At 65.6% G+C, this 25,247-nt stretch carries 22 protein-coding genes; 16 read left to right on the plus strand and 6 right to left on the minus strand.

Annotation, left to right across the window (positions count from 1 at the left end):
• Positions 1–62: 62 nt before the first annotated feature.
• Entirely contained in the window at positions 63–950 is an 888-nt protein-coding gene (locus OXU42_01445; protein ID MDE0028053.1) for an HlyD family secretion protein, read from the minus strand.
• 120 nt (positions 951–1,070) lie between these two features.
• Between OXU42_01445 and OXU42_01450 the strand changes: the two genes are divergently transcribed.
• Positions 1,071–2,525: a carboxyltransferase gene (locus OXU42_01450; protein ID MDE0028054.1), complete on the plus strand. Its 1,455-nt coding sequence runs from the start codon at positions 1,071–1,073 to the stop codon at positions 2,523–2,525.
• A gap of 147 nt (positions 2,526–2,672) precedes the next feature.
• Here OXU42_01450 and OXU42_01455 read toward each other — a convergent pair whose 3' ends face one another.
• Complete coding sequence (locus OXU42_01455; protein ID MDE0028055.1) at positions 2,673–3,713, minus strand: amidohydrolase family protein; 1,041 nt, start codon at positions 3,711–3,713, stop codon at positions 2,673–2,675.
• A 172-nt stretch (positions 3,714–3,885) separates the two neighbouring features.
• Between OXU42_01455 and OXU42_01460 the strand changes: the two genes are divergently transcribed.
• From OXU42_01460 to OXU42_01510, 11 genes are all read left to right on the plus strand, one after another.
• Complete coding sequence (locus OXU42_01460; GenBank protein ID MDE0028056.1) at positions 3,886–5,037, plus strand: ATP-binding protein; 1,152 nt, start codon at positions 3,886–3,888, stop codon at positions 5,035–5,037.
• 207 nt (positions 5,038–5,244) lie between these two features.
• Entirely contained in the window at positions 5,245–6,180 is a 936-nt protein-coding gene (locus OXU42_01465) for an LLM class flavin-dependent oxidoreductase (GenBank protein ID MDE0028057.1), read from the plus strand.
• A 13-nt stretch (positions 6,181–6,193) separates the two neighbouring features.
• Complete coding sequence (locus OXU42_01470; GenBank protein MDE0028058.1) at positions 6,194–6,892, plus strand: DUF2848 family protein; 699 nt, start codon at positions 6,194–6,196, stop codon at positions 6,890–6,892.
• A gap of 57 nt (positions 6,893–6,949) precedes the next feature.
• Entirely contained in the window at positions 6,950–7,723 is a 774-nt protein-coding gene (locus OXU42_01475; protein ID MDE0028059.1) for a carbon-nitrogen family hydrolase, read from the plus strand.
• 36 nt (positions 7,724–7,759) lie between these two features.
• Positions 7,760–8,113 (plus strand): cupin domain-containing protein, encoded by a 354-nt coding sequence (locus tag OXU42_01480; GenBank protein MDE0028060.1) that lies wholly within the window; start codon positions 7,760–7,762, stop codon positions 8,111–8,113.
• 162 nt (positions 8,114–8,275) lie between these two features.
• Positions 8,276–10,543 carry a xanthine dehydrogenase family protein molybdopterin-binding subunit gene (locus OXU42_01485; GenBank protein ID MDE0028061.1) on the plus strand — a complete coding sequence of 756 codons (2,268 nt, stop codon included), beginning with the start codon at positions 8,276–8,278 and terminating at the stop codon, positions 10,541–10,543.
• 33 nt (positions 10,544–10,576) lie between these two features.
• A complete protein-coding gene (locus OXU42_01490; protein MDE0028062.1) occupies positions 10,577–10,720 on the plus strand; it encodes a hypothetical protein in 144 nt (47 codons plus the stop codon).
• The gene (locus OXU42_01495; GenBank protein ID MDE0028063.1) at positions 10,717–11,724 is read left to right on the plus strand and encodes an LLM class flavin-dependent oxidoreductase; all 1,008 of its coding nucleotides are present in this window, start codon (positions 10,717–10,719) and stop codon (positions 11,722–11,724) included. The genes OXU42_01490 and OXU42_01495 overlap by 4 nt, the downstream gene beginning before the upstream one ends.
• 118 nt (positions 11,725–11,842) lie before the next feature.
• Entirely contained in the window at positions 11,843–13,930 is a 2,088-nt protein-coding gene (locus OXU42_01500) for an AAA family ATPase (protein ID MDE0028064.1), read from the plus strand.
• A gap of 37 nt (positions 13,931–13,967) precedes the next feature.
• Positions 13,968–14,618, plus strand: a complete 651-nt coding sequence (locus OXU42_01505; GenBank protein ID MDE0028065.1) for a hypothetical protein — start codon at positions 13,968–13,970, stop codon at positions 14,616–14,618.
• Positions 14,619–14,691: 73 nt separating this feature from the next.
• A complete protein-coding gene (locus tag OXU42_01510) occupies positions 14,692–15,696 on the plus strand; it encodes a WYL domain-containing protein (protein MDE0028066.1) in 1,005 nt (334 codons plus the stop codon).
• Between the two features lie 373 nt (positions 15,697–16,069).
• On the opposite strand, the gene OXU42_01515 is transcribed toward OXU42_01510, so the two are convergent.
• On the minus strand, positions 16,070–17,746 hold the full coding sequence (locus OXU42_01515) for an FAD-dependent oxidoreductase (protein MDE0028067.1): 1,677 nt from the start codon (positions 17,744–17,746) through the stop codon (positions 16,070–16,072).
• Positions 17,743–17,982, minus strand: coding sequence for a 4Fe-4S dicluster domain-containing protein (locus OXU42_01520; GenBank protein MDE0028068.1), 240 nt, complete (start codon positions 17,980–17,982; stop codon positions 17,743–17,745). Before OXU42_01520 ends, OXU42_01515 begins: the two co-directional genes overlap by 4 nt.
• Before the next feature lie 237 nt (positions 17,983–18,219).
• On the opposite strand from OXU42_01520, the gene OXU42_01525 reads away from it, so the two are divergent.
• The 4 genes from OXU42_01525 to OXU42_01540 all read left to right on the plus strand — a co-directional run bounded on the left by OXU42_01525 (position 18,220) and on the right by OXU42_01540 (position 22,895).
• Complete coding sequence (locus OXU42_01525) at positions 18,220–19,791, plus strand: ABC transporter substrate-binding protein (GenBank protein ID MDE0028069.1); 1,572 nt, start codon at positions 18,220–18,222, stop codon at positions 19,789–19,791.
• 101 nt (positions 19,792–19,892) lie between these two features.
• Positions 19,893–21,023, plus strand: a complete 1,131-nt coding sequence (locus OXU42_01530; protein ID MDE0028070.1) for an ornithine cyclodeaminase family protein — start codon at positions 19,893–19,895, stop codon at positions 21,021–21,023.
• A 10-nt stretch (positions 21,024–21,033) separates the two neighbouring features.
• Positions 21,034–21,975, plus strand: a complete 942-nt coding sequence (locus OXU42_01535) for an ABC transporter permease (GenBank protein MDE0028071.1) — start codon at positions 21,034–21,036, stop codon at positions 21,973–21,975.
• On the plus strand, positions 21,972–22,895 hold the full coding sequence (locus OXU42_01540; protein ID MDE0028072.1) for an ABC transporter permease: 924 nt from the start codon (positions 21,972–21,974) through the stop codon (positions 22,893–22,895). The genes OXU42_01535 and OXU42_01540 overlap by 4 nt, the downstream gene beginning before the upstream one ends.
• A gap of 143 nt (positions 22,896–23,038) precedes the next feature.
• Here the strand turns inward: OXU42_01540 and OXU42_01545 are convergent, their stop codons facing one another.
• Entirely contained in the window at positions 23,039–23,803 is a 765-nt protein-coding gene (locus OXU42_01545; GenBank protein MDE0028073.1) for a DUF6062 family protein, read from the minus strand.
• Positions 23,800–25,247: molybdopterin-dependent oxidoreductase (locus OXU42_01550; protein ID MDE0028074.1), on the minus strand; the 1,448-nt coding region annotated here is incomplete at its 5' end. The genes OXU42_01545 and OXU42_01550, both read right to left, overlap by 4 nt.

The following is a 25,247-nucleotide window of genomic DNA, read 5'->3' on the forward strand; positions in this document are numbered from 1 at the left end:
CTTGTTAGGCCCTCACCCGGCCTTCGGCCACCCTCTCCCAGAGGGAGAGGGGTTGTATTTGACTACTCAGACAAACTCCCGGGGCGCCCGCTGGCCTGGAGTCCGTCCTCGCCGGATTCCGGCTTCGCGATCCGAACCACCGCGAGCATGCCCACCCGGAGGATGCCGTCGGTGTTCTCCACCGCGATCTTCACCGGCAGCTTCTGCGTAGACTTGATGAACACGCCGGTGAGCTTTTGCGGCGAGAACAGCGAGAACTCGGAAGTGGTGGCGCCGCCCACGTCCACGACCTTGCCCTCGAACTCGACGCCGGGATACGAATCCAGCCTCACCGTGGCGCTGTTGCCGGGCTTGACGAAGCGGATCTGGGTCTCATCCACGTTGGCTTCCACCCAGTAGCGGCTGGAGTCCACCACCATGTAGACGGGCTGGCCGGCCTGCACGAACTCTCCCTTGTGGGCATTCTTCTTCACCACCACGCCCTTCACCGGACTGCGCAGCGTCATCAGCCCCAGCCGCAACTGGAGCTCCTGCAACTCCGCCTCGGCTTCCCGCACCCGCGCCTTCTTGGCCAGCCGCTCGGCTTCCTTGATCTCGCGCCTCCGCTCGTCGGCCGCGTGGCGAAGCTCCCGCTCAGCCTGCATCAGCAGGCTGCGGGCGTGCTCCAGCGCGGCCTTGTGCTGCTCGATGCGGATCAGGACCTCGCGCTTGTCCAGCACCGCCATGATATGGCCGGGCTCCACCGCGTCGCCCTCTTCCCTGGGGAGTGCGTTGATCCTGCCGGGCACGTCGGTGCTGATGGTGACGATGTCGGCCTTGACCCGGGCGTCGTCGGTGGTGATGTAGCCCAGGGACGACCATATCCACGCCCCCACCGCGGCCACGATCAGCAACATCGCGATCGCGGTCCACGTGAGCCATCTCTTCTTGCTCGATTCGGTTGCGGCCATGTTCGATGATCGCAACCTAGCCCCGCCGCCCACTTGGTGCAACCTGCCAGTCAGGTTTGCGTCCCCTATGCCCCCTTGCTTGTCCCGCCCTCCGGCTGTCCATCGCCCGCCGAATTCTATATGCTGCCGGGCATGAAAGAGATCCACTTCGTCGACACCACCCTGCGCGACGGCCCGTCGAGCCTATGGGCCATGGGCATCCGCACCGACATGATGCTGCCCGTGGCCGCGCAAATGGACGAGGCCGGCTTCCTGGCCATGGAGATCATCGCTTCGGCCTTCTTCAAGAAGTGCGTGCGCGAACTGAAGGACGACCCCTGGGCTCGCGTGCGGCGAGTCAAGGAGCGGGTGCCCAAGACGGCGTTGCGGGGAATTCGCAACCGCTACATGGCCGCGTTCCAACATACGCCGCCGGCGGTGCAACAGCTCTGGCTCGAACGCCTCGCGGCCAACGGCATCAGCGAGTTGCGGACCTCCGATCCGTCCAACACCCCGGCCGTGTGGGCCGAACAGGTGCGCACCGCGGCGGCCGCCGGACTCGAGACCATCGTCAACCTGATCTTCAGCATCTCGCCCAAGCACACCGACGAATACTATGCCGAGCGCACGCGCGCGGCCGCGAAGCTGCGGGTGAAGCGCATCTGCCTCAAGGACCCGGGCGGCCTGTTCACGCCGGACCGGACGCGGACGCTGGCCCCGGTGGTGCTGGCGAACAGCGGCGGCATCCCCGTGGAGTTCCACACCCACTGCAACAGCGGCCTTGGCCCCCTGTGCACCCTGGACGCCATCGAGGCCGGCATCCCCATCATCAACGCCGCGCTGCCGCCGCTGTCGGACGGCTCGTCCAACCCGTCGCTGTTCAACATCGTGCGCAACGCCCGCGCCCTGGGCTACAACCCGGTCATCGACGCGGACGGCCTGCGGCCGGTGTCGGAGCATTTCACACGGGTGGCGAAGGAAGAGGGGCTCCCCATCGGCGAACCGCTTCACTACGACGCCTACCACTTCCAGCACCAGGTGCCCGGCGGGATGATCTCCAACCTGCGGCACCAACTCGCCAACATCGGCATGGGCGAGCGGCTCGGCGAGGTGCTGGACGAGGCCTGCCAAGTGCGGGAGGAGTTCGGCTATCCCATCATGGTGACGCCGTACTCTCAGTTCGTCGGCAGCCAGTGCGCCATCAACGTGATCCTGGGCAAACGCTACGAGCAGGTCACCGACGAGGTCATCCTGTACGCCATGGGCCACTGGGGCGAGGAGGAGGCGTCGTCCATGGACCCGGACGTGCGCGACCGCATCCTCGACCGGCCGCGGGCCAGGGAGCTGCGGAGCTGGCAGCCGCCGGATACCTCGGTCAAGGAGTTGCGGGAGAAGCTGGGCGGCCCGGGCGTGTCCGACGACGAGTTGCTGCTGCGCTACTTCACCTCCGAGGAAGACGTGCGCGCCATGCAGCAGGCGCTGCCGCGGTCACGGAACGGCGGCGGGCTCGTCGGGCTGATCCGGTCGCTCACGGAGCGCTCCGAGACCAGGCAGATCTACATCCGCAGGCCCGACCTGTCGGTGCGACTGGGCTGACCACTCCCGCCCGGTATCGTCATTCCCGCGAAAGCGGGAATCCAGGGGCGGTGGTGGGGCGCTACAGCGGCGTTTCCCCGCCCCACCCCTCCTGGATTCCCGCTTTCGCGGGAATGACGTATTGGGACGGGGGTCTGAAATCCTCGGCTACGACAGCCCGTAGAACCGCTTGGCATTGTCGTAGAGGATCTTCTTCTTAAGATCCGACGACAGGTCGGGGCGTTCCAGGAACTCGGGGATGTCGGTGCCGAACTCCGACACGGCCTTCTCGTGCGGGTAGTCCGAGGGGTACATCAGGCAGTCCTCGCCGAACTCCCGCGCCACCACGTCGAGGATCTTCTCGTCCAGCTCGCAGGTGATGAAGACGTTGCCTCCCTTCACGTACTCGCTGGGCAGCTTCTTCAACGGGAAGTGCTTGCGCTTGCGGTCCACGTGGAACTTGTCGTCCATGCGCTCCATCATGTACGGGACCCAGCCGGCGCCGGCCTCCAGGTAGCCCACCTTCAGCTTCGGGAAGAGATCGAACACGCCGTCCAGCACCATGCTGGCCATCTGGATCATCTGCGCGATGGGGTGCTCCAGGGTGTGGATCATGGACATGGTCTTGAGGTAGTCGAAGCCGAGCCCCTGGCTCGGCGCGCCGTGAATGGCCAGCGGGCAGTCGAGGCGCTGCGCCTCCTCGTAGAGCGGGTGGAAGTCGGAGTGGCCGAAGCCCTTGTGCAGCACGTTGACCGCGGGCAGGAGCCCGCCCACCATGCCCTGCTCGGTGACCGCGTGGCGCAACTCCTCGACCGCCTGCGGCACATCGTGCACCGGCAGAATGGCGACGCCCTTGAGACGCGGGCTCGTGCGCGTGTACTTGTCGTGGAACCAGTTGTTGTAGGCCCGCGCCAGCCCGCACGCCCAGTCGGAGTCCTGGATCAGCCCGAAGCCCAGACCCGCGGTGGGGTAGAGCACCGCCGCCTCGATGCCGGCGCCGTCGATGAACTCCATCCAGCTCTCCGGCGAGGTCTGGCTGGCCTTCTTCACCCCCTTGACCGCGCCCCGGGGCCAGCCGTCCAGCGACGGGAACAACCCGAACACCTTGTGCCTGCGGTGCCCCTCGTACGGGCCTTCGAAGTAGTCTTCGAGCTCGTCGTTGTCCTCGAGAATGTGTCCGTCGGCGTCGATGATGGGAACCTTGTCCATGAATCGGTCCTCCTCCCTTGCTCCAATGTGCGCCCGGTTCCAGTGCTCCCAAGGGCGACAAGCGACAAGGTATAGAATTCTTCGAGTAAAGCAAGAGGCGGCGAATCTCTTGTATCTGGTTCGCGCAAATCAGATTGCCAAATTCTGAAATACATGCGAAATTCAATCAGTAATGGAAAGATACAGAAGATTGCTTACCCTGCGGGAGACGGAGCCCGGTACCTTCTTCCTCTGGGGGCCGCGCCAGACGGGCAAGAGCACGCTTCTCGCCGAGCATTTCTCCGATGTGCCGTGGATCGATCTCCTGCGGCCCGAGTCGTACCGCCGGTACCTGCAGGCGCCGGAGATGCTGATCGAGGAACAGCGCCGGCATGGCGCCGATTTCATGGTCATCGACGAGGTACAGAAGGTGCCGGCGCTGCTCGACGCGGTGCACTGGCTGATGGAGCACCGGGGCGTTCACTTTGCGCTGTGCGGGTCGAGCGCGCGCAAGGTTCGGCGCGGGCACGCCAATCTCCTCGGCGGGCGCGCGGAACGCCGGGAGCTTTACGGCCTGTCGGCGATGGAGATCGGACCGGACGTGGACCTTGTCCGGCTGCTGAACCATGGCTACTTGCCCCGCATCTACGCCGCGGCGCGGCCCTTGCCGCTGCTGGACGGCTACGTCTCGCAGTACCTGAAGGAGGAAGTGGCGGCCGAGGGGCTGTCCCGCAGGCTGCCGGCGTACGCGGATTTCCTCGCCCTCGCCGCGCTCTCCGACGGCGAAGTGATCAGCTACACCACCATCGCGCGCGACACCGGTGTGGCCAGCCAGACCGTCCGGTCCTACTTCGAGATTCTCGAGGATACGCTGTTGGGGCGTTTCCTTCCCGCGTATCGGCGCCGCCCGAAGCGCAGGACCGTCGCCGCACCCAAGTTCTACTTCGGTGATGTCGGCGTGGTGAACTTCCTGGCCAGGCGCGGCGCGCTGAGCCCTGGCGGAGAGCTGTTCGGCAAGGCGTTCGAGAACTGGGTGTTTCATGAGCTTTGCTGCTACAACTCGTACCGGGCGCGCTACGCGGATTTCCATTACTGGCGCCTCAGCTCCGGCGTCGAGGTCGATTTCGTCGTCAACCACATCGACTGCGCGATCGAAACGAAGGCGGTCCATCGGGTCCGCGCCGATCACGCCCGCGGCCTGCGGGAACTGGCCGCCGACCATCCGGAAACCAAGCGCCGTGTCATCGTCTCCCTGGACCCTCACGACCGCAACACCGACAACGGCATCGAGTTGCTCCACTACAACACGTTCCTCGCAAGGCTTTGGGAGGGCGATTTCTTTTAGCCGGCGCGCAGGGCTTCTTCGTTCGAGGAAAGGCGGAAGCCCAATGCCGTTCGCACCCCGCACTGCGAGCGGTCTCGTCCTTGACATTGCCCGCCGGGCTCTCTAACTGTTCGGGATCAACCGCGTCGAGCCACCGAAGGAGTCAACGTGAGTCTCAAGCTTGGCATCACCATCCCCACCTACACTTGGCCGGACATGGATTACCGGATGGCGCACACGGTGGTGCAGGACTACTCCAGGCGCACCGAGGCGCTGGGGTTCGAGTCCCTGACCGTGTGGGACCACCTGACCGACGCCCCGGGCCTCTACGGCGGCTCGTGGATGGACCCGCTCATCTGCCTGGCGGCCGCGGCCGCGTGCACCGAGCGCATCAAGCTGGGCACCCACATCCTGGTGCTGCCGTTGCGGCACCCCGTGCTGCTGGCCAAGGAGATCGCCACGCTGGATTACATCTCGGGCGGGCGCTTCTTCTTCGGCGTGGGACCGGGCTGGAGCAAGCCCGAGTTCGACGCCATGGGCATCGACCTGCGCGAGCGCGGGCGCCGCACCGACGAGATCCTGGACGCGTGCAAGCTGCTGTTGACCGAGAAGCACGTGTCCTACAAGGGCGAGTTCTTCGAGTTCGACGACGTCACCATCGACCCCATGCCGCCCAAGTACCCGGAGGTATGGGTCGCCGGGGGCTCACGCATTCCCGACAAGCTGTCGCCCGACAAGCCCTACATGGTGAAGACGGTAATGCAGCGCATCGCCAAGCACGCCGACGTCTTCACCTGCCGCGCCTCGGGCAAGCTGGAGTGGGTCAAGCGCGACTTCGAGACCGTCGCCGAGTTCCTCAAGTCCGTGGGGCGCGACCCCGCCACCCTGGGCTTCGGCCACGTGCAGGCCACCTGGGTCGTAGACACCCAGGACCCGGAGGAGGCGCTGCGGCTCCAGCGCCCGCACATGGAGCGCATGATGGGCAGCAACCGGAGCTGGGAGCACCTCCAGGAGTGCTACATGGTGGGCAGCATCGACCAGATCATAGAGAAGCTGAGAATACTGGAGAACGCCGGCATGGAGCACGTCACGCTGCAACCCGCCGGCCCCGACATCGAGCAGGTGGAGCTGATCGCGGAGAAGATCATGCCGCATTTCGCGTAGCGGGGAGAGAAACGTGCGTACATTGAACCTGACAGTGGTGGAAGCCGACGGCAACCGCTCGGACCTTGAGTTCCCGGTGGCGCGGATCCTGGACGCGGGGTTCACCGGGAAGAACCGGGAAGGGGCCATGAAGCACGTGGAGGAGCTCAAGGCCCACGGCGTGGCCGCGCCGGACCGCATCCCGGCCTATTTCGCGGTGACCCGTGAGATGGTCACCACCGACGACGAGATCGAGGTGCTGGGCGACGACACTTCCGGCGAGGTGGAGGTGGTGTTCCTGTTCAAGGGGGATGAGGTTTATATCGCGGTGGGCAGCGACCACACGGACCGTGAGCTGGAGAAGGATAGCATCCCCAAGTCCAAGGTCATTTGCGCCAAGGTGGTGTCCCGTGAGGTATGGAGGCTCGCGGACGTGAAGCCCCACTGGGAACGGCTGAAGCTCCAGAGCTGGATCGATGTGGACGGGCGGCGAACGCTCTACCAGGAAGGGTCCCTGGCTGACTTCCTGACCGTCGACGACTTTCTCGACGGCGTGAGGGCCGTGGTGAAGGACGGGGCACTGGACGGCATGGTGCTCTACATGGGGACCATGCCCAGCCTGGGCGGCGAGCTGCTGTTCTCGCCCACCTTCGAAGGGCGCCTTTCCGACGACGTACTCGGGCGCGAGCTGTCGTTCCGCTACAGCATCCGCCCCATCGACTGGCTCTCGTAGCCGGCGTTGGCCGCAATACATCCGAGGCATATGGTGAGTGACAATCAAGAACGACGGATTCGCGTGGCATCCATCCAGATGGGCATGGACGATGGCGGCAAAGCCTCCAACATCCAACGCGCTGCCGCCCTCATCGACGGCGTGGACGGCGCCGACCTGATCCTGCTGCCCGAGATCTGGAACGTCGGCTATTTCGCCTTCGACGACTACAGCGCCGAGAGCGAGAGGCTGTCCGGCCCCACCGTGTCCATGCTGTGCGAGAAGGCCGCGGCCAAGGGCGTGTACCTCTTCGGCGGCAGCATCGTGGAAGAGGACGGCGGCGCGTACTACAACACAAGCGTCTTCATCGACCCCAAGGGCGAGATCATCGGTACCTACCGCAAGATCCATCTCTTCGGGTACCAGTCCGAGGAGGCGCGTCTGCTGACGAGGGGGCAGGCGCCCACGGTGGTGGACACCGAGCTGGGCAAGTTCGGGCTGTCCACCTGCTACGACTTGCGCTTCCCCGAGTTGTACCGCCAGATGGCCGTCGCCGGAGCCGAGGTCTTCCTCGTGGCGTCGGCCTGGCCGTATCCCCGGCTCGAGGCCTGGCTTCTGCTGAACCGGGTGCGTGCGCTGGAGAACCAGGTCTACCTGGTTTCCAGCAACTGCACCGGCAGCAACCGGGGCAAAGCTTTCGTCGGGCACAGCACGGTGTCCGATCCTTGGGGCACGGCGCTGGCAGCCGGCGGCGACGGCGAATGCGTCGTGCGTGGAGAGATGGACCTGGCGCAGATCCCCAAGATTCGCACCACGTTTTCGGCGTTCAATGACAGGGTTCTCATCGACTAGCGAACGAGACTGAAGAGACTGAAGGGAGAAAAATAGATGCCCAAGGAAGAGCGAGAGTTTTTCAACACCGACACCATCGACTGGCGCCCCGTGGGGGCGGGCTCGGGGGCCACGGCCGAAGGGATCATGGAGAAGATCCTGAGCGAGGACCCGGACACGGGCGACTATGCCCGCATGGTCAACTTCCCCGCCGGCGTGGAAACCGACGAGACCGTCGTGCATGATTTCTGGGAAGAGGTCATCATCCTCGAGGGCAGCCTCATCGACACCCGCCTGAACCAGGAGTTCACCAAGGGCATGTACGGCTGCCGCCCTCCGGGCATGGTGCACGGCCCCTACAAGAGCCCCAACGGCTGCATCACGTTCGAGTGCCGCTATTACAAGAAATGACCCTCCGACCGGGCCGCCAGGAGCCTGTCCGAGTAATCAGCCCTCGTAGGTCGGATTAGCGAAGCGTAATCCGACAGCGGAGTCGGGTTGCGCCTTCGGCTAACCCGACCTGCGGGAGAACAGAATCGGTTGCTCGGACAGGCTCCTGCGCCCACGGCGACCATGGCGCAGTTCACCACAGTCGGCCGATCCATCCGCCGCGCCGAAGGGGTGGAGAAGGTCACCGGCAAGGCCCGGTTCACGGCCGACCTTGATTTTCCCGGGCTGCTGGAGGGCAGGGTTCTCCGCAGCCCGTTCCCTCATGCCCTGATCGAGAGCATCGACGTCCGCGAGGCCGAGGCGCTTCCGGGCGTCCACGGCGTGCTCACCCGCGAGTCCGTCCGGGACATCGATCCGTACTACGGCCACTGCCTGCGGGACCGGCCGCTCATCGCCACCGACCGCGTGCGCTACGTGGGCGAGCCGGTGGTAGCGGTGGCGGCCGAGAGCGGTGACCTCGCCGACGAGGCGCTGTCGCTGGTGCGGGTGCGCTACCGCGAGCTTCCGATGGCGGCCACCATGGACGAAGCACTGGCGCCGGACGCCCCGGTGCTCCACGACGCCAACGCCCTGGTCGGCGAATACCACGAGATGGCGGCCGTGGAAGAAGAGGCGCCGCGCAACGTCTGCCACCACGAGCGGTTGGAGGACGGTGACGTGGCCGCGGGCTTCGAGCAGGCCGACGCGGTCTTCGAGGACACCTTCGAGTTCCCGATGATCTGCCACTACTCGCTGGAGCCCCACACCGCGGTGGCCCGGTTCGAGGGAGACGAGATCGCGCTCTGGACATCCTCGGCCCACCCGTTCCTCATCCGCGCCGAGATCGCCCAGATGTTCCGGGTGCCGATGCCCAACGTGCGGGTGACGGTGCCCTACGTGGGCGGCGCCTTCGGCGGCAAGTCCTACTTCAAGATCGAGCCCCTGGCGGTGGCGCTGGCGCGCACCGCCGGCGGCCGGCCGGTACGGCTGGCCCAGAGCGCCTCCGAGTCCATGCTCACCATCCGGCGCCATTCGGCGCGCTGCCGGGTCATGACGGGCGTCCTCCGGGACGGCACCGTGGTGGCGCGGGAGGCGCGGTTGCATCTGGACACCGGCGCCTACGCCGACAACGGTCCGCGGGTGGCCAAACGCGTCGCCACCCGCATCCACGGCCCCTACCGGATTCCAAACTACCGCATCGACGTCTACGCCGTGTACACCAACACCGCGCCCGCGGGCTCCATGCGCTCCATCGGCGGACCCCAGTCGATCTTCCCGCTGGAGTCGCACATGGACGACATCGCCCGAGGGCTGGAGATCGACCCGTTGGCGTTTCGCCTCAAGAACCTGCTGCGCCGCGACGAGCTACTCAAACCGGGGGCCAAGCCCATGGACGCGGACCTGCACATGGACTTGCGCACGGTGGGAGCCATGGTGGGCTGGAACGAGGAGCAGGGGGCCCCGGCACACAACCTCGGCATCGCCGTCGGCGTCACCGACTCCGAGGCCATGCCGGTGTCCACCGCCCTCCTGCGCCTTCTGAGCGACGGCAGCGTGGTGCTGATGGCCGGCAGCACCGAGGTGGGGCAGGGAGCACGCACGGTCCTGAGCCAGGTGGCGGCCGAGGGCCTTCGCCTGCCGCCGGAGCGCATCGTCATGCGCGCCACCAACACCGACGTGACGCCGTTCGACCGCTCCACCGGCGCCAGCCGTTCCACCACGGTCATGGGGACCGCGGTGAAGTTTGCAGCGGAAGACCTTGCCGGGCAGATCCGGAAGGCGGCCGCGGAGGCCATGGGTTGCGAGCCGACCGGCGTGACCCTGGAGAACGGCTGGGCCGAAGCCGGCGGACAACGCATGGACTACGGCGCGGTGGTGCGGGCGTACTTCGCCATGCCCGGCGGCGAATTCATCGGCCGGGGCTACGTGCGCGCCGGCGGTGGCATTCCCAACCAGTTTCCGGTGTTCTGGGAAACCGGCATGGGCGCCGCGGCGGTGACCGTGGACGAAGAGACCGGCGAGGTCCGCGTCCCGCACTACGCCAGCGTCGCCGACGTGGGCAAGGCCATCAACAGACTCCAGGCAGAAGCCCAGGACGAGGGCGCCGCCGTGATGGGCCTGGGCCACACCCTGTGCGAAAGCCTGCTCTACGACGGCGGCCAACCCCTCAACCCCAACCTCATCGACTACAAGGTGCCGGGATTCGCAGACATGCCGCGCCGGTTCGAAGTGGCGCTGACCGAGAACGCCGACGGCCCCGGCCCCTGGGGCGCCAAGGGCATGGGCGAGTCCGGCATCGTGGCCGTGGCGCCCGCGGTGGCCAACGCCGTCGCACGGGCCACGGGGGTACGGATTCGTGAGCTGCCGCTTACGCCCGAGCGCGTATGGCGGGCTCTCAACGGCAAGGGTTGACGGCTTCGACGCCTAGGAGGAAGGAGTGGAACGATGATGCTGGCGGTTCTGTTGATTCTGGTTGCGCTGCTGGCGCTGGTGGCCGGTTTCCTGGCCGTCACCGACCTGTGGGCGCAGACGTTCAAGGACGGCGCGAGGTTGTTGGAGGCCGTCAAGAAGTCGAGGAGCGAACCATGAAATTCGGAATCCAGCTCAACCCACAGGTCTCCAACGAGAAGCCCCCCGAAACCCTCCTGCCCACGTTGGCGGAGCAGACCCGCGTGGCCGACGAAGCCGGCTTCGAGGCCATCACCATGGGCCAGCACTACAACATCCCCGGCTTCCAGCGCCTCCACCAGGTGCCGCTCCTGGGACGGCTCTGCGCCGAGGCCAAGCGCGCCAGCGTCGGCACCGCCACCACGCTGCTGGGCCTCCACGACCCCGTGGTCATCGCCAAGGAGCTCGCCACCATCGACGTCATGAACGAGGGCCGCTCCGTCTTTTCCTTCGGCCTCGGCTACCGGCAGCAGGAGTTGGACGCGTTCAATCTCACCAAGAAACAACGCTTCGACCGTTTCGTGGAGGGCGTGGAGATCGTCCAGCGGCTGTGGACCGAGGAGCACGTCTCGTTTTCGGGAAATGCCTTCGAGCTGAAGGATGTCACCATCGCCCCACGTCCGCTGCAGAAGCCGCGCCCGCCCGTCTGGATCGCCGCCAACGGCGACAAGGGCGTGCGCCGCGCCGCCCGCATCGGCGACGGCTGGCTCGTAGGACCCCACTCCGCCATCGAGGAACTGAAGGACCAGACCGCGCTGTTCCGCCAGGCGTGGGCGGATACCGGCAAGCCCGGCAACGGCGCCCTGGTCATGGTCCGCGAGTGCTTCGTGGCCCCCACCCGCGAAGAGGCCGTCGCCAAGGCCCGCCCCTGCCTCGACCGCCTCTACCGCGACGTTTACGTCAAATGGGGCCAGGACGAAGCCATGACCAACCCCGACGAGCTAACTTGGGACTTCGACCGCCTCGCCCGCCACCGCTTCATCCTCGGCTCCCCCGAGGACTGCATCGAGGAAATCCGCTCCTACAAGGAGTCCCTCAAGCCCGACCTGCTGCTGCTCCGTTTCGACTGGACCCCCGGCCTGGAGCAGAAGGATATCCTGTCGGCGATGGAGTTGTTCGGGACGGCAGTGCTGCAGCGGGTGTGAGAGCCTGGCGCCTCCTCATTTCGAATAATTCTGTGTCAAGGACGGACGAGTACGTCCGAAACTGACGCATGCCTCCGCTAAAGTCTCCCATAGACGTCACAGAAATGGGGGATTTGTCATGTTGCCTTCCTACGAACGCCGTCTCATCTTCTTCTACTTGTCGAATGTTGTTCCGCACCTCCGTGGCCGCGACGAGGAGGCAAAAAATCTGCTGCTATGGCTCAGTCAACATGAGGACCAACTGGGCCTTCCGTACCTGCTGAGGGAGGACGACGAGGCTGCGCGCGTGCTGGCGCAAGGGTTGCGAGACCAGGACGTACCCGCACGGGTGTGGCAGCGCGTGGAGGCGGCTTTGAGAACCGCGCTGGAAGCAACCAGACACGTACGCCCGGATCGGACGGCGAGGCGCCTGCGACATCTCGCAAGGACTACACGTCTTTCCCGGACCGATACCGCGATCCTGGAGTTGTTGCTGCACCGCCGCACCGGGTCCCTGGTGGCTCTGATGATCGACGCGCTCTTCGAGGATTTGCACTGGACGAGGAGCGGCGTCGGAGTGAACAACCCCTTTGTCCCGCGTTTGCTTGGTCTGTCGGCCGCCGCGGTCCATCGCCGCATGGCGCCCGACGCGCCTCTGTTGACATCGGGGCTTGTATCCATCGACGACGATGGCGACTTGACTCTCATCAACCGGTTGACTCGACTTCACTGGGTTCCGAGGGAGGCCGGCTTCGAGGTGCAACGCCTGCTGCTTGACGAGGCTGGTCCTGGCGAGCTGCGTTGGTCCGATTTCGACCATGTCGCCGGCGACCGAGACCAACTCGAACGGATCCTGCGCGGGGCGTTACGGAGTGGCCGGAAGGGCGTCAATGTGCTCGTATATGGACCACCCGGGACGGGCAAGACCGAGTTCTGCAAGACCTTGGCCGCCCGTCTGGAAGCACCCCTGTACGTGGTGGGAGAATCGGATGCCGCCGGCGGCGAACCTTCTCGCCAGGAGAGGATACAGGAACTCCGGCTGGCTCAACGTTTGCTTGCCGAAGACCGGCGGTCGATCCTGCTTTTCGATGAGATGGAGGATTTGCTTTCGGGGCAGGGAGAAGTGCTGGCGGCATTGTTTGGGTCGCGTCGGGCTCCCGCGCGTTCGGCAGAGGGTTCGAAGGTATTCATGAACCGTCTCCTGGAGCAGACTCCGGTGCCGATCCTGTGGACGTCGAACGTCGCCGGGCGGACCAGCCCGGTTCTGTTGCGTCGCATGATGTTCGCGCTGGAGCTCCGCCAACCCCCGCCCAAGGTCCGAGCGCGGATCTGGGCGCGACAACTCGCACACCATGGGATCGAGGCGACCGAGGAGGATGCTCACGCCCTTACACGAGAGTTCGACGTGACGCCGGGCGTTGCTTCCGGGGTCACCGCCGCCGCGGGGCTCGGTGGCGGGACGGTCACCGACGTACGCCGCGGCGTACGCGGACTCGCACGGGTGCTGTCGGCCGACAAACCGCCGGTTCAACGGCCACCGGACAAGTACGATCCCGCGCTGATCCGCGCCGACGTGGAACCGGTGCAACTCGCAGACCGTCTCGTCGCATCCGGCGCGCGTCACTTCTCGCTGTCCCTTCAAGGGCCGCCGGGCACCGGAAAGAGCGCATTCGTTCGGTATCTCGCAGACCGCCTCGGCCTCGAAGTCGTGCAGAAGCGCGCATCCGATCTCATGTCGATGTGGGTCGGTGGAACTGAAGCGAACATCGCCGAAGCCTTTGCCGAAGCTCGCGACGCCGAAGCCTTCCTGGTCTTCGACGAAGCCGATTCACTGCTGGCCGACCGGCGTCTCGCCGAAAGAAGCTGGGAGGTGAGCCAAGTGAACGAGATGCTGACCTGGATGGAAAGCCACCCGTTCCCCGTCGCCTTCACGACCAACTTTGGCGAGCGGCTTGACCCGGCGACCCTGAGGCGCTTTACGTTCAAGATCGCGCTTGACTATCTGTCGCCTGAGCAAGCCATCGATGCATTCTGCGTGTACTTCGATATTGAGCCCGCAGGCGAGATTGCGGACTTGCGCGTCCTCACGCCCGGTGATTTTGCCGTCGTGCTGAGGAAGGGGGAGATTCTAGGTTGTCTGAGGGACCCGAAGGCGTTAGCGGAAATGTTGCGGGCGGAGTGTGAAGCCAAATCAAGCTGCCCACGCGGTATCGGGTTTGCCGTTTAGGATTTCACCAACGCCTACGAAGGAGGCCCATAAATCCATGCTAAACCTAAAGAGCAAGAAACCGGAAAGGGTTTCTGCAAGACGTTTCTGTCGTGTGTTTGCGAAACTGTGGAAGGAGGAAGTCGAGCAGAATAGGGAAGCAATTCGTGAGGCATTCTCGAAAGGCAAGAGTCAGACGACATACATGCTGGCGACGAGTAAAACCCCTTGCGAATGCACGTTCCTCGGACGCTTGTCGGAAAAGCTGAACTTCACCATGGCTCGAGGATGGTACACGCTGGATGCCGTGTATTATGACAAAAATTCAAGCCTACAGGACCGCCTTGGGAGAAAATATGTGTTTCCAGCCTGCATGGATGTGATTATCGAGCATGAAAACAACAGAAGGGATGTGGGAACGGAGATGTGGAAACTTCTCATGTGGCGTTCGCCTCTGAAGGTATTGATATTCTACGACAATGACGAAGCCGACAATACTTGGCTAACCGAGAAGCTCAAGAAGCTGTTGGGTTGGTGTACGGAGGTCGACTCAAAGTGGCCGGAGGCGGACAACACGGAGTACCTCTTTCTGGTAGGAATCCGAACCGCCGTTGAGCCACTGCCGGCCTGGCACTATGCGATCGCAAGCGACGCCGGTTCTTCAAAGACGTGGCGAATCAGTAAGCTAAAGCCACTTCCACTTCCTTGATGCGGTTTCTGCGGTATGGAAAGACGCCGAGCTACGGGAATCGGCTGTAGCGGCGATCAACCCTAGCTAGCACATGCGCTACGAACGCCTTGCAGAAATCCTCCGCCTGGCTACTCACCTCCAAGGAAGCCCCGGCGGACTGACCACCGCAGACATCCAAGAGGAGTTCTCCGTCAGTCGGCGCACGGCGGAGCGGATGCGTGACGCCGTTGAGGCGGTCTTCGGACCGCTGGAGACCGTAGACGTGGAGACCGGCGACCGGCGCATTCGGTGGCGACTTCGGTCGCGCGCCCTCCATCCCTTTGTTCAAATCTCACCCGACGAGTTGGCGGACATCGAGGCGGCGGCCGGAAGCCTGGGCAATGCCGGCCTCGCGGAAGGTGCCGGCAAGGTCCGCGACCTCGCGGTCAAGCTGCGGGCAGCATCGCGGCGCCACTCCCCCGAAGAGTTCCACAGCGCCCTGACCAGCCTCATGGAGGCGGAAGGGCTTGCCATGCGTGCTGGCCCGAGGGAATGTCTTGAAGAGGGACTTCTTTCGCTCGTGCGGGATGCGATCACGGCGCGCCGCAAGATCGAGTTTGACTACCTTTCTCGAGGAACGGGACGGCGGCGACGGCGGCGGGTGCGGCCTTACGGAGTGCTCTACGGCAACCGCGCGTTCCTGGTGGGGCGAACGGATCGCGGAAAGGATCCCATGCTCTGGCGCCTCGCCAACGTGACTCAGGCCAGGATCACTGACGAAACATTTGAGCGCGAACCGGCGTTCAACCTGCGGCGCTATGCCGAGCGTTCATTCGGCACCTTCCAGGAGAAACCCGTCGATGTTGTGCTCCGCTTCGATGCCGACGTAGCGCCGGACGCCAAGGCGTTTCGATTCCATCCAAGCCAGACGACTATCGAGAGCGGTGACGGTTCCCTGACAGTACGCTTCAGGGCCGGAGGCACCGAGGAAATCTGCTGGCATCTGGTGACTTGGGGGGAGAGCGTGACCGTGCTGGAGCCCTCCAGCCTCCGCCAGCGGCTAGCGGCAATGTGTTCCTCGCTTGCCGCCCACCATCGTGAACAGGCATCCCAATGAAAATGGCCGGAATCGGGCGAGGCCCATCAATCGCCGATAGTCGTTAGCAAAGGGAATTCTATACTTGACTAATCAACCGGACTTGATCCTCAAGTATCCCTCCCGAATTGCAGCCTCAAGGAGCTGGGGTAGAGCTTCCACCGGAACTTCGCCCCCACGAGCCATTTTGCCGTTCTTGTCCGGCCATGCGAACTTCGCGGAGCTGTCTGAGCTGTCCCATGATGAGTCCCCCAAGTGAATTTCGCAGTTCGTCCAACCCCTCGCCTTTTCCTTGTGCCTTGCTCTCATAGTCTCTCCCTCCGTTGCGCAACAGCCGGCCCAACCTTGCACAGGCTTTCTCAACCTCGTGCGTGTAGCGTTCCGCGATAGTTCCCTACGGCTTCAGATCCCCCTCCTCAAACGAAATCGGCCTGACCACAGGCTTCACCCCATCCCCGTCCTTCTCCACCGAGATCCAGTTGAGGCAGTTCCTGTCGTCCCGCTCCGGGTAGTCGTCGCGGGTGTGCTGGCCGCGGGATTCCTTGCGTTCCAGGGCGCAGGCGGCGACCATCTCGCCGACCCAGGAGAGGTTGGCGCATTCCAGGGACTTGATGAGGTCGCGGAGGTTGTCGGCCTTGAGACGCGGGACCTTTTCGCTGCGGATTTCCCGGAAGCGTTCTACCCCGGAGGTGAGGCCGGGCTCGTTGCGCACCACGCCGGTGCTCTCCCAGGCGATGTCCTTGATTTCCTCGTGCAGCTCGGTGGGGTCCAGTCCGTTCTCGCCCTTGAAGGCTTCGATTCGTGCGACCTCGGCGGACAGCTCGGCCGGGTCCACCTCTCCCATCTCGGCGTCCGCACCGTAGATGGCCGCGTACTTCCCCGACCGCGCCCCCAGCGCGAATGCGCTGGCGATGGCGTTGCCGCTGAGGCGGTTGGAGCCGTGGGTTCCGGTGGCGGACTCGCCCGAGGCGTACAAGCCCTCCACTCCGGCCACCTCGCAGCGTTCGTTGATGTCGAGGCCGCCCAGGAAGGTGTGCAGCGCGGGCACCCACTCGAAGCGGTCGGAGCGGGGGTTGACGCCGGCCTTGCCGAGCTTGGGGGTGTACTCGAACTGGATCTCGTCGTCCCATTTCTCGTCCGGGATGTAGGACGGATCCAGGCAGACGGGGCCGCGCCCTTCGAGCATTTCCTTGTAGGTGGCGCCCACCAGGATGGCGCGGGTGGTGCCCTCCAGACGCTCGGGGTCGTATTTCTCCAGGAACCGCTCGTTCAGGGCGTTGAAGAAACGGCCGCCTTTGCTGGTGAACGGCGACAGGCCGGCCATGGAGATGGCCTCGCCGCCCGGGGCCGGGATCAGCGTAAATTCCAGGAACTCCAGGTTGGCCAGGGGTGCGCCGATGTCGAAGGCCGTCACGTAGGCGTCGCCGGTGGTGAGGAAGTTGGCGCTGGTGTACTTCTGGATGCCGATGGCGCTGCCCGCGGCCAGCACCACGGCGCGGGCGCGGTACGCGTGGTAGGTGCCTTTCTGGACGTTGATGCCGAAGGCGCCGGTGACCCGCCCGTTGTGCCGCAGGAGTTTGGTGACCATGGTCCACTGGTGCACCTGCACCTCGCGGTTGAAGACCTCCTTGCGGAGGGAGCCCAGCATGCCCACGCTGCCGCCCACCGGCGGGCAACTGCGCGCGTAGGAGCTTCCCAGGCGCTTTTCCTGGTAGAACTGCTTGCCGTCCGGGGTCTTCTTGAAGTGCAGCCCCATCTCTTCCAGCTCGATGACCCGGTCGGTGACCTCGTCGACGATGGCGCGGACGATCTTCTGGTTGGGGATGAAATCGCCGCCCACGATGGTGTCGCGGAAGTGTTGGTCCTTGCTATCGCGGGGGTCGGCGTGGGCGAAGGCCGCCTGGGGGACGCCGCCGGAGGTGGGGCTGGAGCCGCTGCGCCCGAGCCGCCCCTTGTCCACCAGCACCACGTCCATGTTGCGCTTGGAGGCCTCCAGTGCCGCCATGCACGCGGCCAGGCCGCCGCCGATGATGAGGACGTCGCAGTCGGTGGTGGGGACGGCGTCGCTCATGTGTCTGCCGAGGGGGTGGGCTCGGTGGCCGCCACGGCCTTTTTTTTCTTGGGCTGCAGCACCACCTCGATCGCGTCTTCGGGACAGACCAGTTCGCAGAGGAAGCAGTTGACGCAGTACTTGTTGCCGAAGGGGAAGACCTTGTCCTTCTTGTTGGTGAAGCGGAACACGTCGGCGCCGCAGTCGTACACGCAGATGCCGCAGCCGTCGCATTTGTGGGGGTCGACTCGTATCACGTGTGTTCCCTTCCGGGCGAGTGCCGCATCGTAAGCCGTGTCATGGGGCCGAAGAACGTCGTTGACAGCGCGTTCGGGCCTTTGGTATGGCCTTGCTCAACCGCGCTCGTGCGCGGGATTTCACGAGAGCGTGACATACGGGGTAGCTATAGCGAAAATCACCGGGTAAGGCCACATCGAATCGCGACACTGGAACGCCTGACGCTGGGACACCAGCAGGGAAAGGAGCGAGGGATCATGAGGGAAATCGATCGACGCACGTTTCTCAAGGGGATCGGGGTCGTGGGCGGCACGGCCATCGGCCTGAGCGCGCTGCATCCGTTCGCCATCGGCGCGGAAGGAGACGTCCTGGAGTACGGGTTGGGGGCCGCGGACATCCGCCGTCTCGATCCCATGGCCGGACCCAACTCGACCGACAAGACCGTGCTGGAGCACGTGTACCGGGGGCTCGTGCGGCCGGTGCCCGGCGAGGTGAACGCGGAACGGTTCGAGCCCGATCTGGCGGAGAGCTGGGAGTCCTCGGGCGATCTCAAGACCTGGGACTTCAAGCTGAGGAAGGGGGTCGAGTTCCACGGCGGCTTCGGCGAGTTCACGGCGGACGACGTGGCCTTCTCGCTGAATCGCGCCAGGAACAGGAAGACCAGCATCTACGCCAAGTTCTACAAGCAGTTCGACGACGTCAAGGCGTTGGACAAGCACACGGTCCGCATTACGCTCAAGACTCCGCAGAGCAAGCTCATCCTGTTGCCCAACCTGCTGGGCTGGCAGGGGGGCATGCTCATGAGCCGGAAGGCCTCCGAGAAGCTCGGCGACAAGGTCAAGACCCATCCCATCGGCACCGGCCCGTTCGCGTTCAAGGAGCACATACCGCAGGAGCGGCTGGTGCTGGTGCGGAACGACGGCTACTACCGGGGCAAGCCCGGCATCCGGCAGATCAACTTCCGCTTCCTGCCGGACTCCAGCAGCCGGAACCTCGCCTTCAAGGCCGGGGAGCTGCACATCATCGAGATGGCCCGGGAGCAGCGCGCCATCGACCAGGTCAAGGGGCCGGGCGTGGCCATCGAGTCTTTCGGCCCGTCCACGGTGGTGAAGCTGCACATGGACCGGCGGCGCAAGCCGTTGGACGATCTCCGGGTACGCAAGGCCATCGCCCACTCCATCAACCGAGAAGCGCTGGTCCGTTTCATCGGCCCCGACGTGGCGTCGCCCCTCAAATCGGTGATCCCGCCGACGTTCGTGGGCGCCCTCAAGGACGTGCCCGAGGAGCTGCGCTACGAATTCAACCCGGAAAAGGCCAAGCAGCTCCTGGCCGACGCGGGCCTCCCCAAGGGGTTCAAGATCGATCCGGTCTTCATCAGTGAGAAGCCCATGTTCCGGCGCCCCATCGAGGTGCTGCAGAACCAGATGCAGCAGGTGGGCATCGACATCAATATCAACGTCATCGCCCATCCGGCCTGGCACAAGAAGAACGACGAGGGCAGCAACCCCCTGGTGCTGCGGGCGGCCACGCGCTTCCCCACCGCGAACTTCATCCTGGAAGAGTTCTTCGCCAAGGGCGCGAAACGGAACTTCTCCCATTTCAACGGCGCGGACCCGTCCATTCAGAAGGCCAAGGCCGAGATGGACCCGCAGGGGCAGATCGACGCGTGGCAGGACGCCCAGGTCAAGATCCTGGAGGACCTGGCGGCGCTCCCCACCCACGAGATCAAGAACGTTTACGCCCGCAAGTCCAGCGTCGACATCGGCTTCAACCTGGTGTCGGACCTGTGCATCTGTGTGCCGCTCAAGTGGGATGCCAAGATGGGCTAGCGGCCTTTCCCCGGTAATCGGAATGCGCTGCAGGGGCGGCCGGCCGGTCGCCCCTGCACCGAACCACCGCGGCGCAGGTTCCGGGAGGGCTTGGCGGCACCATGGACAACGACGCCTACGTCACCTACCACGGCAATACCGAGGCGGACCGGGAGATCGCGCAGCGGAGCGTTCTCTTCATCGACAACGAGACCGCGGCGCGCGTCCTCACCATGGAGGACACCATCGACGCGGTCGAGGAGTCGTATCGCGAGTGGGGTCTGGGGCGGGCCACCGCCACCCGGGCGACGCACTCGGTGCCGCGGCCGAACGGGGACGGCTGGTACGCCTGGGACCCCATGGCCTCCGCGCTCCCGAAGATGGACGCGCTCGCCGTCCGCATGAAGTCGGACATCCTTCCGGCCTCCGGGACCCAGGTCAAGAAGTACTGCGTGGCGCCCGGCAAGTTCTGCGGCCTCATCCTGCTGTTCAGCACTGACGACGGCGCGCCCCTGGCGATCATGAACGACGGCCACATCCAGCACATGCGCGTGGGGGCCGCCGGCGCCATCAGCGTCAGGCACATGGCCCGCGAGGACGCCGCCGTCCTGGGCCTCTACGGCACCGCCGGCATGGCCACGGCGCACGCGCTGGCCATCTCCAAGGTGAGGCCCCTCCGCAAGATCCTCGTTTACAGTCCCAACCCGGAGCACCGGGCGGCCTTCGCGGAACGGACCGGCGCCAACCTGGGAGTCGAGGTGGCGGCCGTGGACGACCCGCGCGGCGTGATGGAGGGCGCGGACATCGTCGCGGCCTGCACCAACTCGCTGGAGCCCGTGGTCAAGGGGGAGTGGCTGGAGCCCGGCATGCACGTCCTCGCGGTGCTGCCCAACGAGATGGATGACGACGTCTTCCGCCGGTGCCACCGCTACGTCTACTCCCGCACGCCCAGGACCGACTACCATGTCGCCGACCCCGAAAGACGCCCGGCCGTGGGCTACGAACCCATCGATACGGAGTGGCTGCGACGGGAGAAGCAGCTCATGGGCCGGGAGAAGCGGGTGTTCCTGTCCGACGTGGTGCTCGGGGACCATCCGGGGAGGGGGTCCAGCGAGGAGGTGACCTGCTTCGTGACCCAGGGCATACCCATCCAGTTCGCGGCCGCGGCCCGCAAGGTCTACGAGGGCGCCCGTGCGCGGGGCCTGGGCCACGAGCTGCCGCTGAGCTGGTTTCTTCAGGACATCAGCGACTGATCGGGCGGAGATGAGCAGCTATATCGTGCGCAGGACCCTTTGGGCCATCCCCACCATGCTGGGGGTCATGGTCTTCATCTTCGTGGTGATGCGGATCCTGCCCGGCGACCCCGCCTATGCCATCCTGGGGGACGAGGCGCCACCGGAAGCCCTGGAGCAGTTCCGGCGGAGCTGGGGCCTCCACGAACCGCTCTGGATCCAGTTCCGGGACTATGTCTGGGGCCTCCTGCGGGGCGACCTCGGCATCTCCATGGCCAACCGCAGGCCCATCCTGCCGCAGATTCTGCGTGCCCTGCCGTACACGCTGGACCTCGCCGTCTCCGGACTGGCGGTGGGCCTGCTGCTGGGCATTCCCCTGGGAATCCTCACCGCGCGGCGGCGCAACACCATGACGGACTACTGCGCCAGGGTGCTCTCGCTGGCGGGCATCTCCACGCCGTCCTTCTACCTCGGCATCCTGCTGATCTTCTTCTTCGCCTATCAGACGCGCCTCTTCCCGGTCATCGGCGCGGGCGACCTGAACGACCCCTGGGACCGTCTGCACCACTTGGTGCTGCCGGCGCTCAGCGTGGGGCTGGCCATGATGTCGTACATCACCCGCGTCACCCGGTCCGCCCTGCTCGAGGTCATCAACATGGAGTACGTGCGCACCGCCCGGGCCAAGGGGCTCAAGGAGCACTGGGTGATGTACAAGCACGCGCTGCGGAACGCCCTGATGCCGGTGGTGTCGGTGGTCGGCATCTACACCGGCATCCTCATCGGCAGCTCCATCCTGGTCACCATCGTCTTCAACCGGCCGGGCCTGGGGAAGCTCATGGTCGGCGGCATCAACACCCATGACTACCTAATGCTCCAGGCGGTGATGACGTTCTATGCCGGGATCATCGTGCTGGTGAACCTGTTGACCGACCTGACCTACGCTCTCATCGATCCGCGGATCCGGTACAAGTGAACCAAACCATGAACGCCGATACGCAAGAACCCGTGAGCGCCGATACCCTGGAACCCGTGAGCGCCCAGGTCTCGTCCGGCAGCCGCCGGCGCCGCAGGATGTGGCGCGCCATGAAGCGCAACAAGACCACGCTGGTGGGGCTTGTCCTGACCACGCTGATCCTGCTGGTGGCCCTGTTCGCCCCGTGGCTGGTCCCCTTCGATCCGGTCCAGCAGAACCTCATGAAGGGAGACATGCCGCCCGGAGCGGAGCACGTGCTGGGCACGGACAGCTTCGGCCGGGACGTGCTCTCGCGCATCATCATGGGGGCGCGCGTGTCCCTGGGCATCGCCCTGTCCGCGGTGGGCATGGCGCTGATCTTCGGCAGCACCCTCGGCGTGGTCGCGGGCTACAAGGGCGGCGCCATCGATACCGCCACGGTCCGGCTGACGGACCTCTTGATGACCTTCCCCACGACGATCCTCGGGCTGATGGTGCTGGCCGTCCTGGGCTCCGGCATGGTGAACCTCTCCATTGCCATCGCCATCGCCATCACGCCGCGCTTCGCCCGCATCGCCCGCGGCTCCGCCATCGCGCTCCGGGAGCGGGACTTCATCCAGGGAGCCCGGGCCCTCGGCATGAGCGACGCGCGCATCATCTGCAAGCACGTGCTGCCCAACATCTCCAACGAAGTGCTCGTGGTCGCGAGCCTGTGGACCGCCACCGCCATCCTCCAGGAAGCCAACCTGAGCTTCATCGGCCTCGGCGTGAAGCCGCCCACCCCCAGTTGGGGCGGCATGATCCGCGACGGCGTCAACCAACTCCTCAACCAGCCCTGGCTCTCCATCGCCCCCGGCGCCGCCATCTTCGCCGTGGTCCTCGCCTTCAACATGATCGGCGACGGGCTGAGGGACATCCTCGATCCGAGGACCATGGATTGAAGCAGCGCCTTGCGAGAAGGCTGAGATTGCGGGCCAAGGTTATCTGATTTGGATAACCTTGGGTAACTTCACTTGAAATGGGCCGATGATCGAGGTCCTGAACTACAAGGAAGCACCGAACCGGGGCCGGTTCGCGAGGCCGGCTACCGTTTGAAGAGACTTCGCCAAGACCAACGTGCGGGGCGCCGCATCTCGTTATCGAACACACCGCGCTTCCCGCCCAGGAACTCCATGGCGTCGATCCAGGCATTGGCTTCGGCCGGGGTGATCTCCTCCCGCGCGCGGTGGTCGTGTTTCTCGGTGAAACGGTCGAGGGTGTCGTGCAGGGACTGGGCGGCGCGGACCTGGAGTTGCCGGAGCTTGGCGAAGTGTGGGTGGCCGGCTTGGGTTTCCTCGGCGACGAGGAAGTGCGGGATGCAGATGCCGGAAGAGTTGCGGTACTTCCCGGAGAAAGTCTTGTCTCCAAGCAGGTCCAGCAGTTGTTGGAGGTGGACGGACTCCGATCGGGCGGCGACCACGCAGGCCGGACAGGTTGTCCTCTTAAGGCGGGCGCGCAGTCCCGACGCGGCGTGCGTCAGCCAACCCCTCAGGGCGCGCCATCCGGTAACAGGGGGCGCGCCGGCCGTGTGGCGGAAGCGGTTCAGCAGGTCCCTGGCGATGATGGCGAAGCCCAGGTCGGGGGCGCTGGATGCGGGCAGGTCGCGCAGCAGCCACGTGTGCGGGTTGCAGAGGCCGAAGGATTCCCGCAGGCCCTCCCGCGTGGGTACGTCGGTAACGCGTTCGTAGAGGACGCTGTCCAGGTAGGTGCGGCTGTCGTCGATGACGATGCCGCAGATGGGGCAACCCGGCCCGTCGAGCCGGTCGAAGAGCTTAAAGTAGAAGCGGTCTCTGGGTGCAACCGCGGTCACTTGTTCAGCGCCCGCCAGATCTTCTCTCCGGTGATCGGCAGGTCGGTGATGCGTACGCCCACGGCTTGGTCGACGGCGTTGGCGATGGCGGACGGGACGGGGAGGATGCCGCTTTCGCCCAGGCCCTTGGCGCCGTAGGGGCCGGCGCCGTTGGCGTTCTCGAAGAGGATGTTGACCTGCTCGTCCGGCAGGTCGGAGATCTTCGGCAGGCGGTAGGTGAGGGCGTCGGGGGTGAGCATCAGGCCGTTCTCGTACACGGTCTCCTCGAACAGCGCCTGGCCGAGCCCCTGCAGGAAGGCGCCCTGCTCCTGGGTGTGGCACTGCTGCGGGTTGATGGCCTTGCCGGCGTCGGCGATGCCGACGTACTTGAGCACGCGCACCTCGCCGGTGTCCCGGTCCACGTGGACCTTGGCGGCGCCCCATCCCACCTCCCAGAAGGGCGCCTTGGCGCCGAGGGGGGCGTCGGGATCACGCTCGCTCACTTGGCGGCCCTCGCCGGTGATGACGCCGCCCGCCCCCTTGACGTGCCGCACCAGCGCGGAGAAGGGGAAGGCGATCTCCGCCAGGCGCACCTCGCCGTTGGCCAGGGTCGCGGCGGCGTCGGGGCTCTGGCCCATGGAGCGGGCGGCCTCGACGAGTTGCTCGCGGACGGCCCGGGCGGCCTTCTGCACCGCGAGCCCCATGACCGTGGTGGCGCTGCTGGCGTAGGTGCCCATGTCGAAGGGAGTCGAGTCGGTGTCCAGGGACGCCACCTGGACCTCCGTGGGGCGCACGCCCAGCTCCCGGGCGGTGATGCGCGCCATGGCGGTGTGGGAGCCCTGGCCGATCTCGATGGTGCCCTCGTGCAGGGTGATGCCGCCGCCGTCGTCCACCTCCACGCGCGCGGACGAGATCTTGAAGTTGCCGCCGCCGTCCTTGCAGCCGCAGGCGACGCCGATGCCGCAGTCGGGTTCCAGCTCCTCGCCCCAGCCGATCTCTTCGGCGGCGCGTCGCAGTCCCTCCTTGAGGTCGGTGTCCAGGGGGGTCTCGCCGGGGGCGAACTCCTCGCCCTTGTCGAGCAGGTTCTTGAGCCGGAACTCCACCGGGTCCCAGCCCATCTCCCGGGCGATCATGTCCATCTGCGATTCGTAGGCCCACGCCACCTGGGGCGTGCCCATGCCGCGGAACGCGCCGGCCGGCACGGTGTTGGTGTAGACGGTGTAGGCGTGGGAGCGCAGGTGCGGGATGCGGTACGGGCCGGGCGCCCGGTATCCCGCCTTCTGGGTGACCCGGGGACCCGAGTCCGAGTAGGCGCCGCCGTCCACGTGCACGAGGCAGTCCCGCGCCACGAGCTTGCCGTCCCGGTCCACGCCGGTGCGGAGCCGCACGCGCACGGCCGGCTTGCTCACGGTGCGCGACTCCTCCTCCAGCGACAGGTGCATGAACACCCGCCGCCCGGCCTTGC

The organism is Deltaproteobacteria bacterium, from assembly GCA_028818775.1.
Lineage (GTDB): Bacteria > Desulfobacterota > Binatia > UBA9968 > JAJDTQ01 > JAJDTQ01.

Bases quoted from the DNA above. Each gene is read 5' to 3' on its own strand.
- OXU42_01445 (MDE0028053.1), bottom strand. From the start codon at position 950: ATGGCCGCAACCGAATCGAGCAAGAAGAGATGGCTCACGTGGACCGCG.
- OXU42_01450 (MDE0028054.1), top strand. From the start codon at position 1,071: ATGCTGCCGGGCATGAAAGAGATCCACTTCGTCGACACCACCCTGCGC.
- OXU42_01455 (MDE0028055.1), bottom strand. From the start codon at position 3,713: ATGGACAAGGTTCCCATCATCGACGCCGACGGACACATTCTCGAGGAC.
- OXU42_01460 (MDE0028056.1), top strand. From the start codon at position 3,886: ATGGAAAGATACAGAAGATTGCTTACCCTGCGGGAGACGGAGCCCGGT.
- OXU42_01465 (MDE0028057.1), top strand. From the start codon at position 5,245: ATGGCGCACACGGTGGTGCAGGACTACTCCAGGCGCACCGAGGCGCTG.
- OXU42_01480 (MDE0028060.1), top strand. From the start codon at position 7,760: ATGCCCAAGGAAGAGCGAGAGTTTTTCAACACCGACACCATCGACTGG.
- OXU42_01485 (MDE0028061.1), top strand. From the start codon at position 8,276: ATGGCGCAGTTCACCACAGTCGGCCGATCCATCCGCCGCGCCGAAGGG.
- OXU42_01490 (MDE0028062.1), top strand. From the start codon at position 10,577: ATGATGCTGGCGGTTCTGTTGATTCTGGTTGCGCTGCTGGCGCTGGTG.
- OXU42_01495 (MDE0028063.1), top strand. From the start codon at position 10,717: ATGAAATTCGGAATCCAGCTCAACCCACAGGTCTCCAACGAGAAGCCC.
- OXU42_01500 (MDE0028064.1), top strand. From the start codon at position 11,843: ATGTTGCCTTCCTACGAACGCCGTCTCATCTTCTTCTACTTGTCGAAT.
- OXU42_01505 (MDE0028065.1), top strand. From the start codon at position 13,968: ATGCTAAACCTAAAGAGCAAGAAACCGGAAAGGGTTTCTGCAAGACGT.
- OXU42_01510 (MDE0028066.1), top strand. From the start codon at position 14,692: ATGCGCTACGAACGCCTTGCAGAAATCCTCCGCCTGGCTACTCACCTC.
- OXU42_01515 (MDE0028067.1), bottom strand. From the start codon at position 17,746: ATGAGCGACGCCGTCCCCACCACCGACTGCGACGTCCTCATCATCGGC.
- OXU42_01525 (MDE0028069.1), top strand. From the start codon at position 18,220: ATGAGGGAAATCGATCGACGCACGTTTCTCAAGGGGATCGGGGTCGTG.
- OXU42_01530 (MDE0028070.1), top strand. From the start codon at position 19,893: ATGGACAACGACGCCTACGTCACCTACCACGGCAATACCGAGGCGGAC.
- OXU42_01535 (MDE0028071.1), top strand. From the start codon at position 21,034: ATGAGCAGCTATATCGTGCGCAGGACCCTTTGGGCCATCCCCACCATG.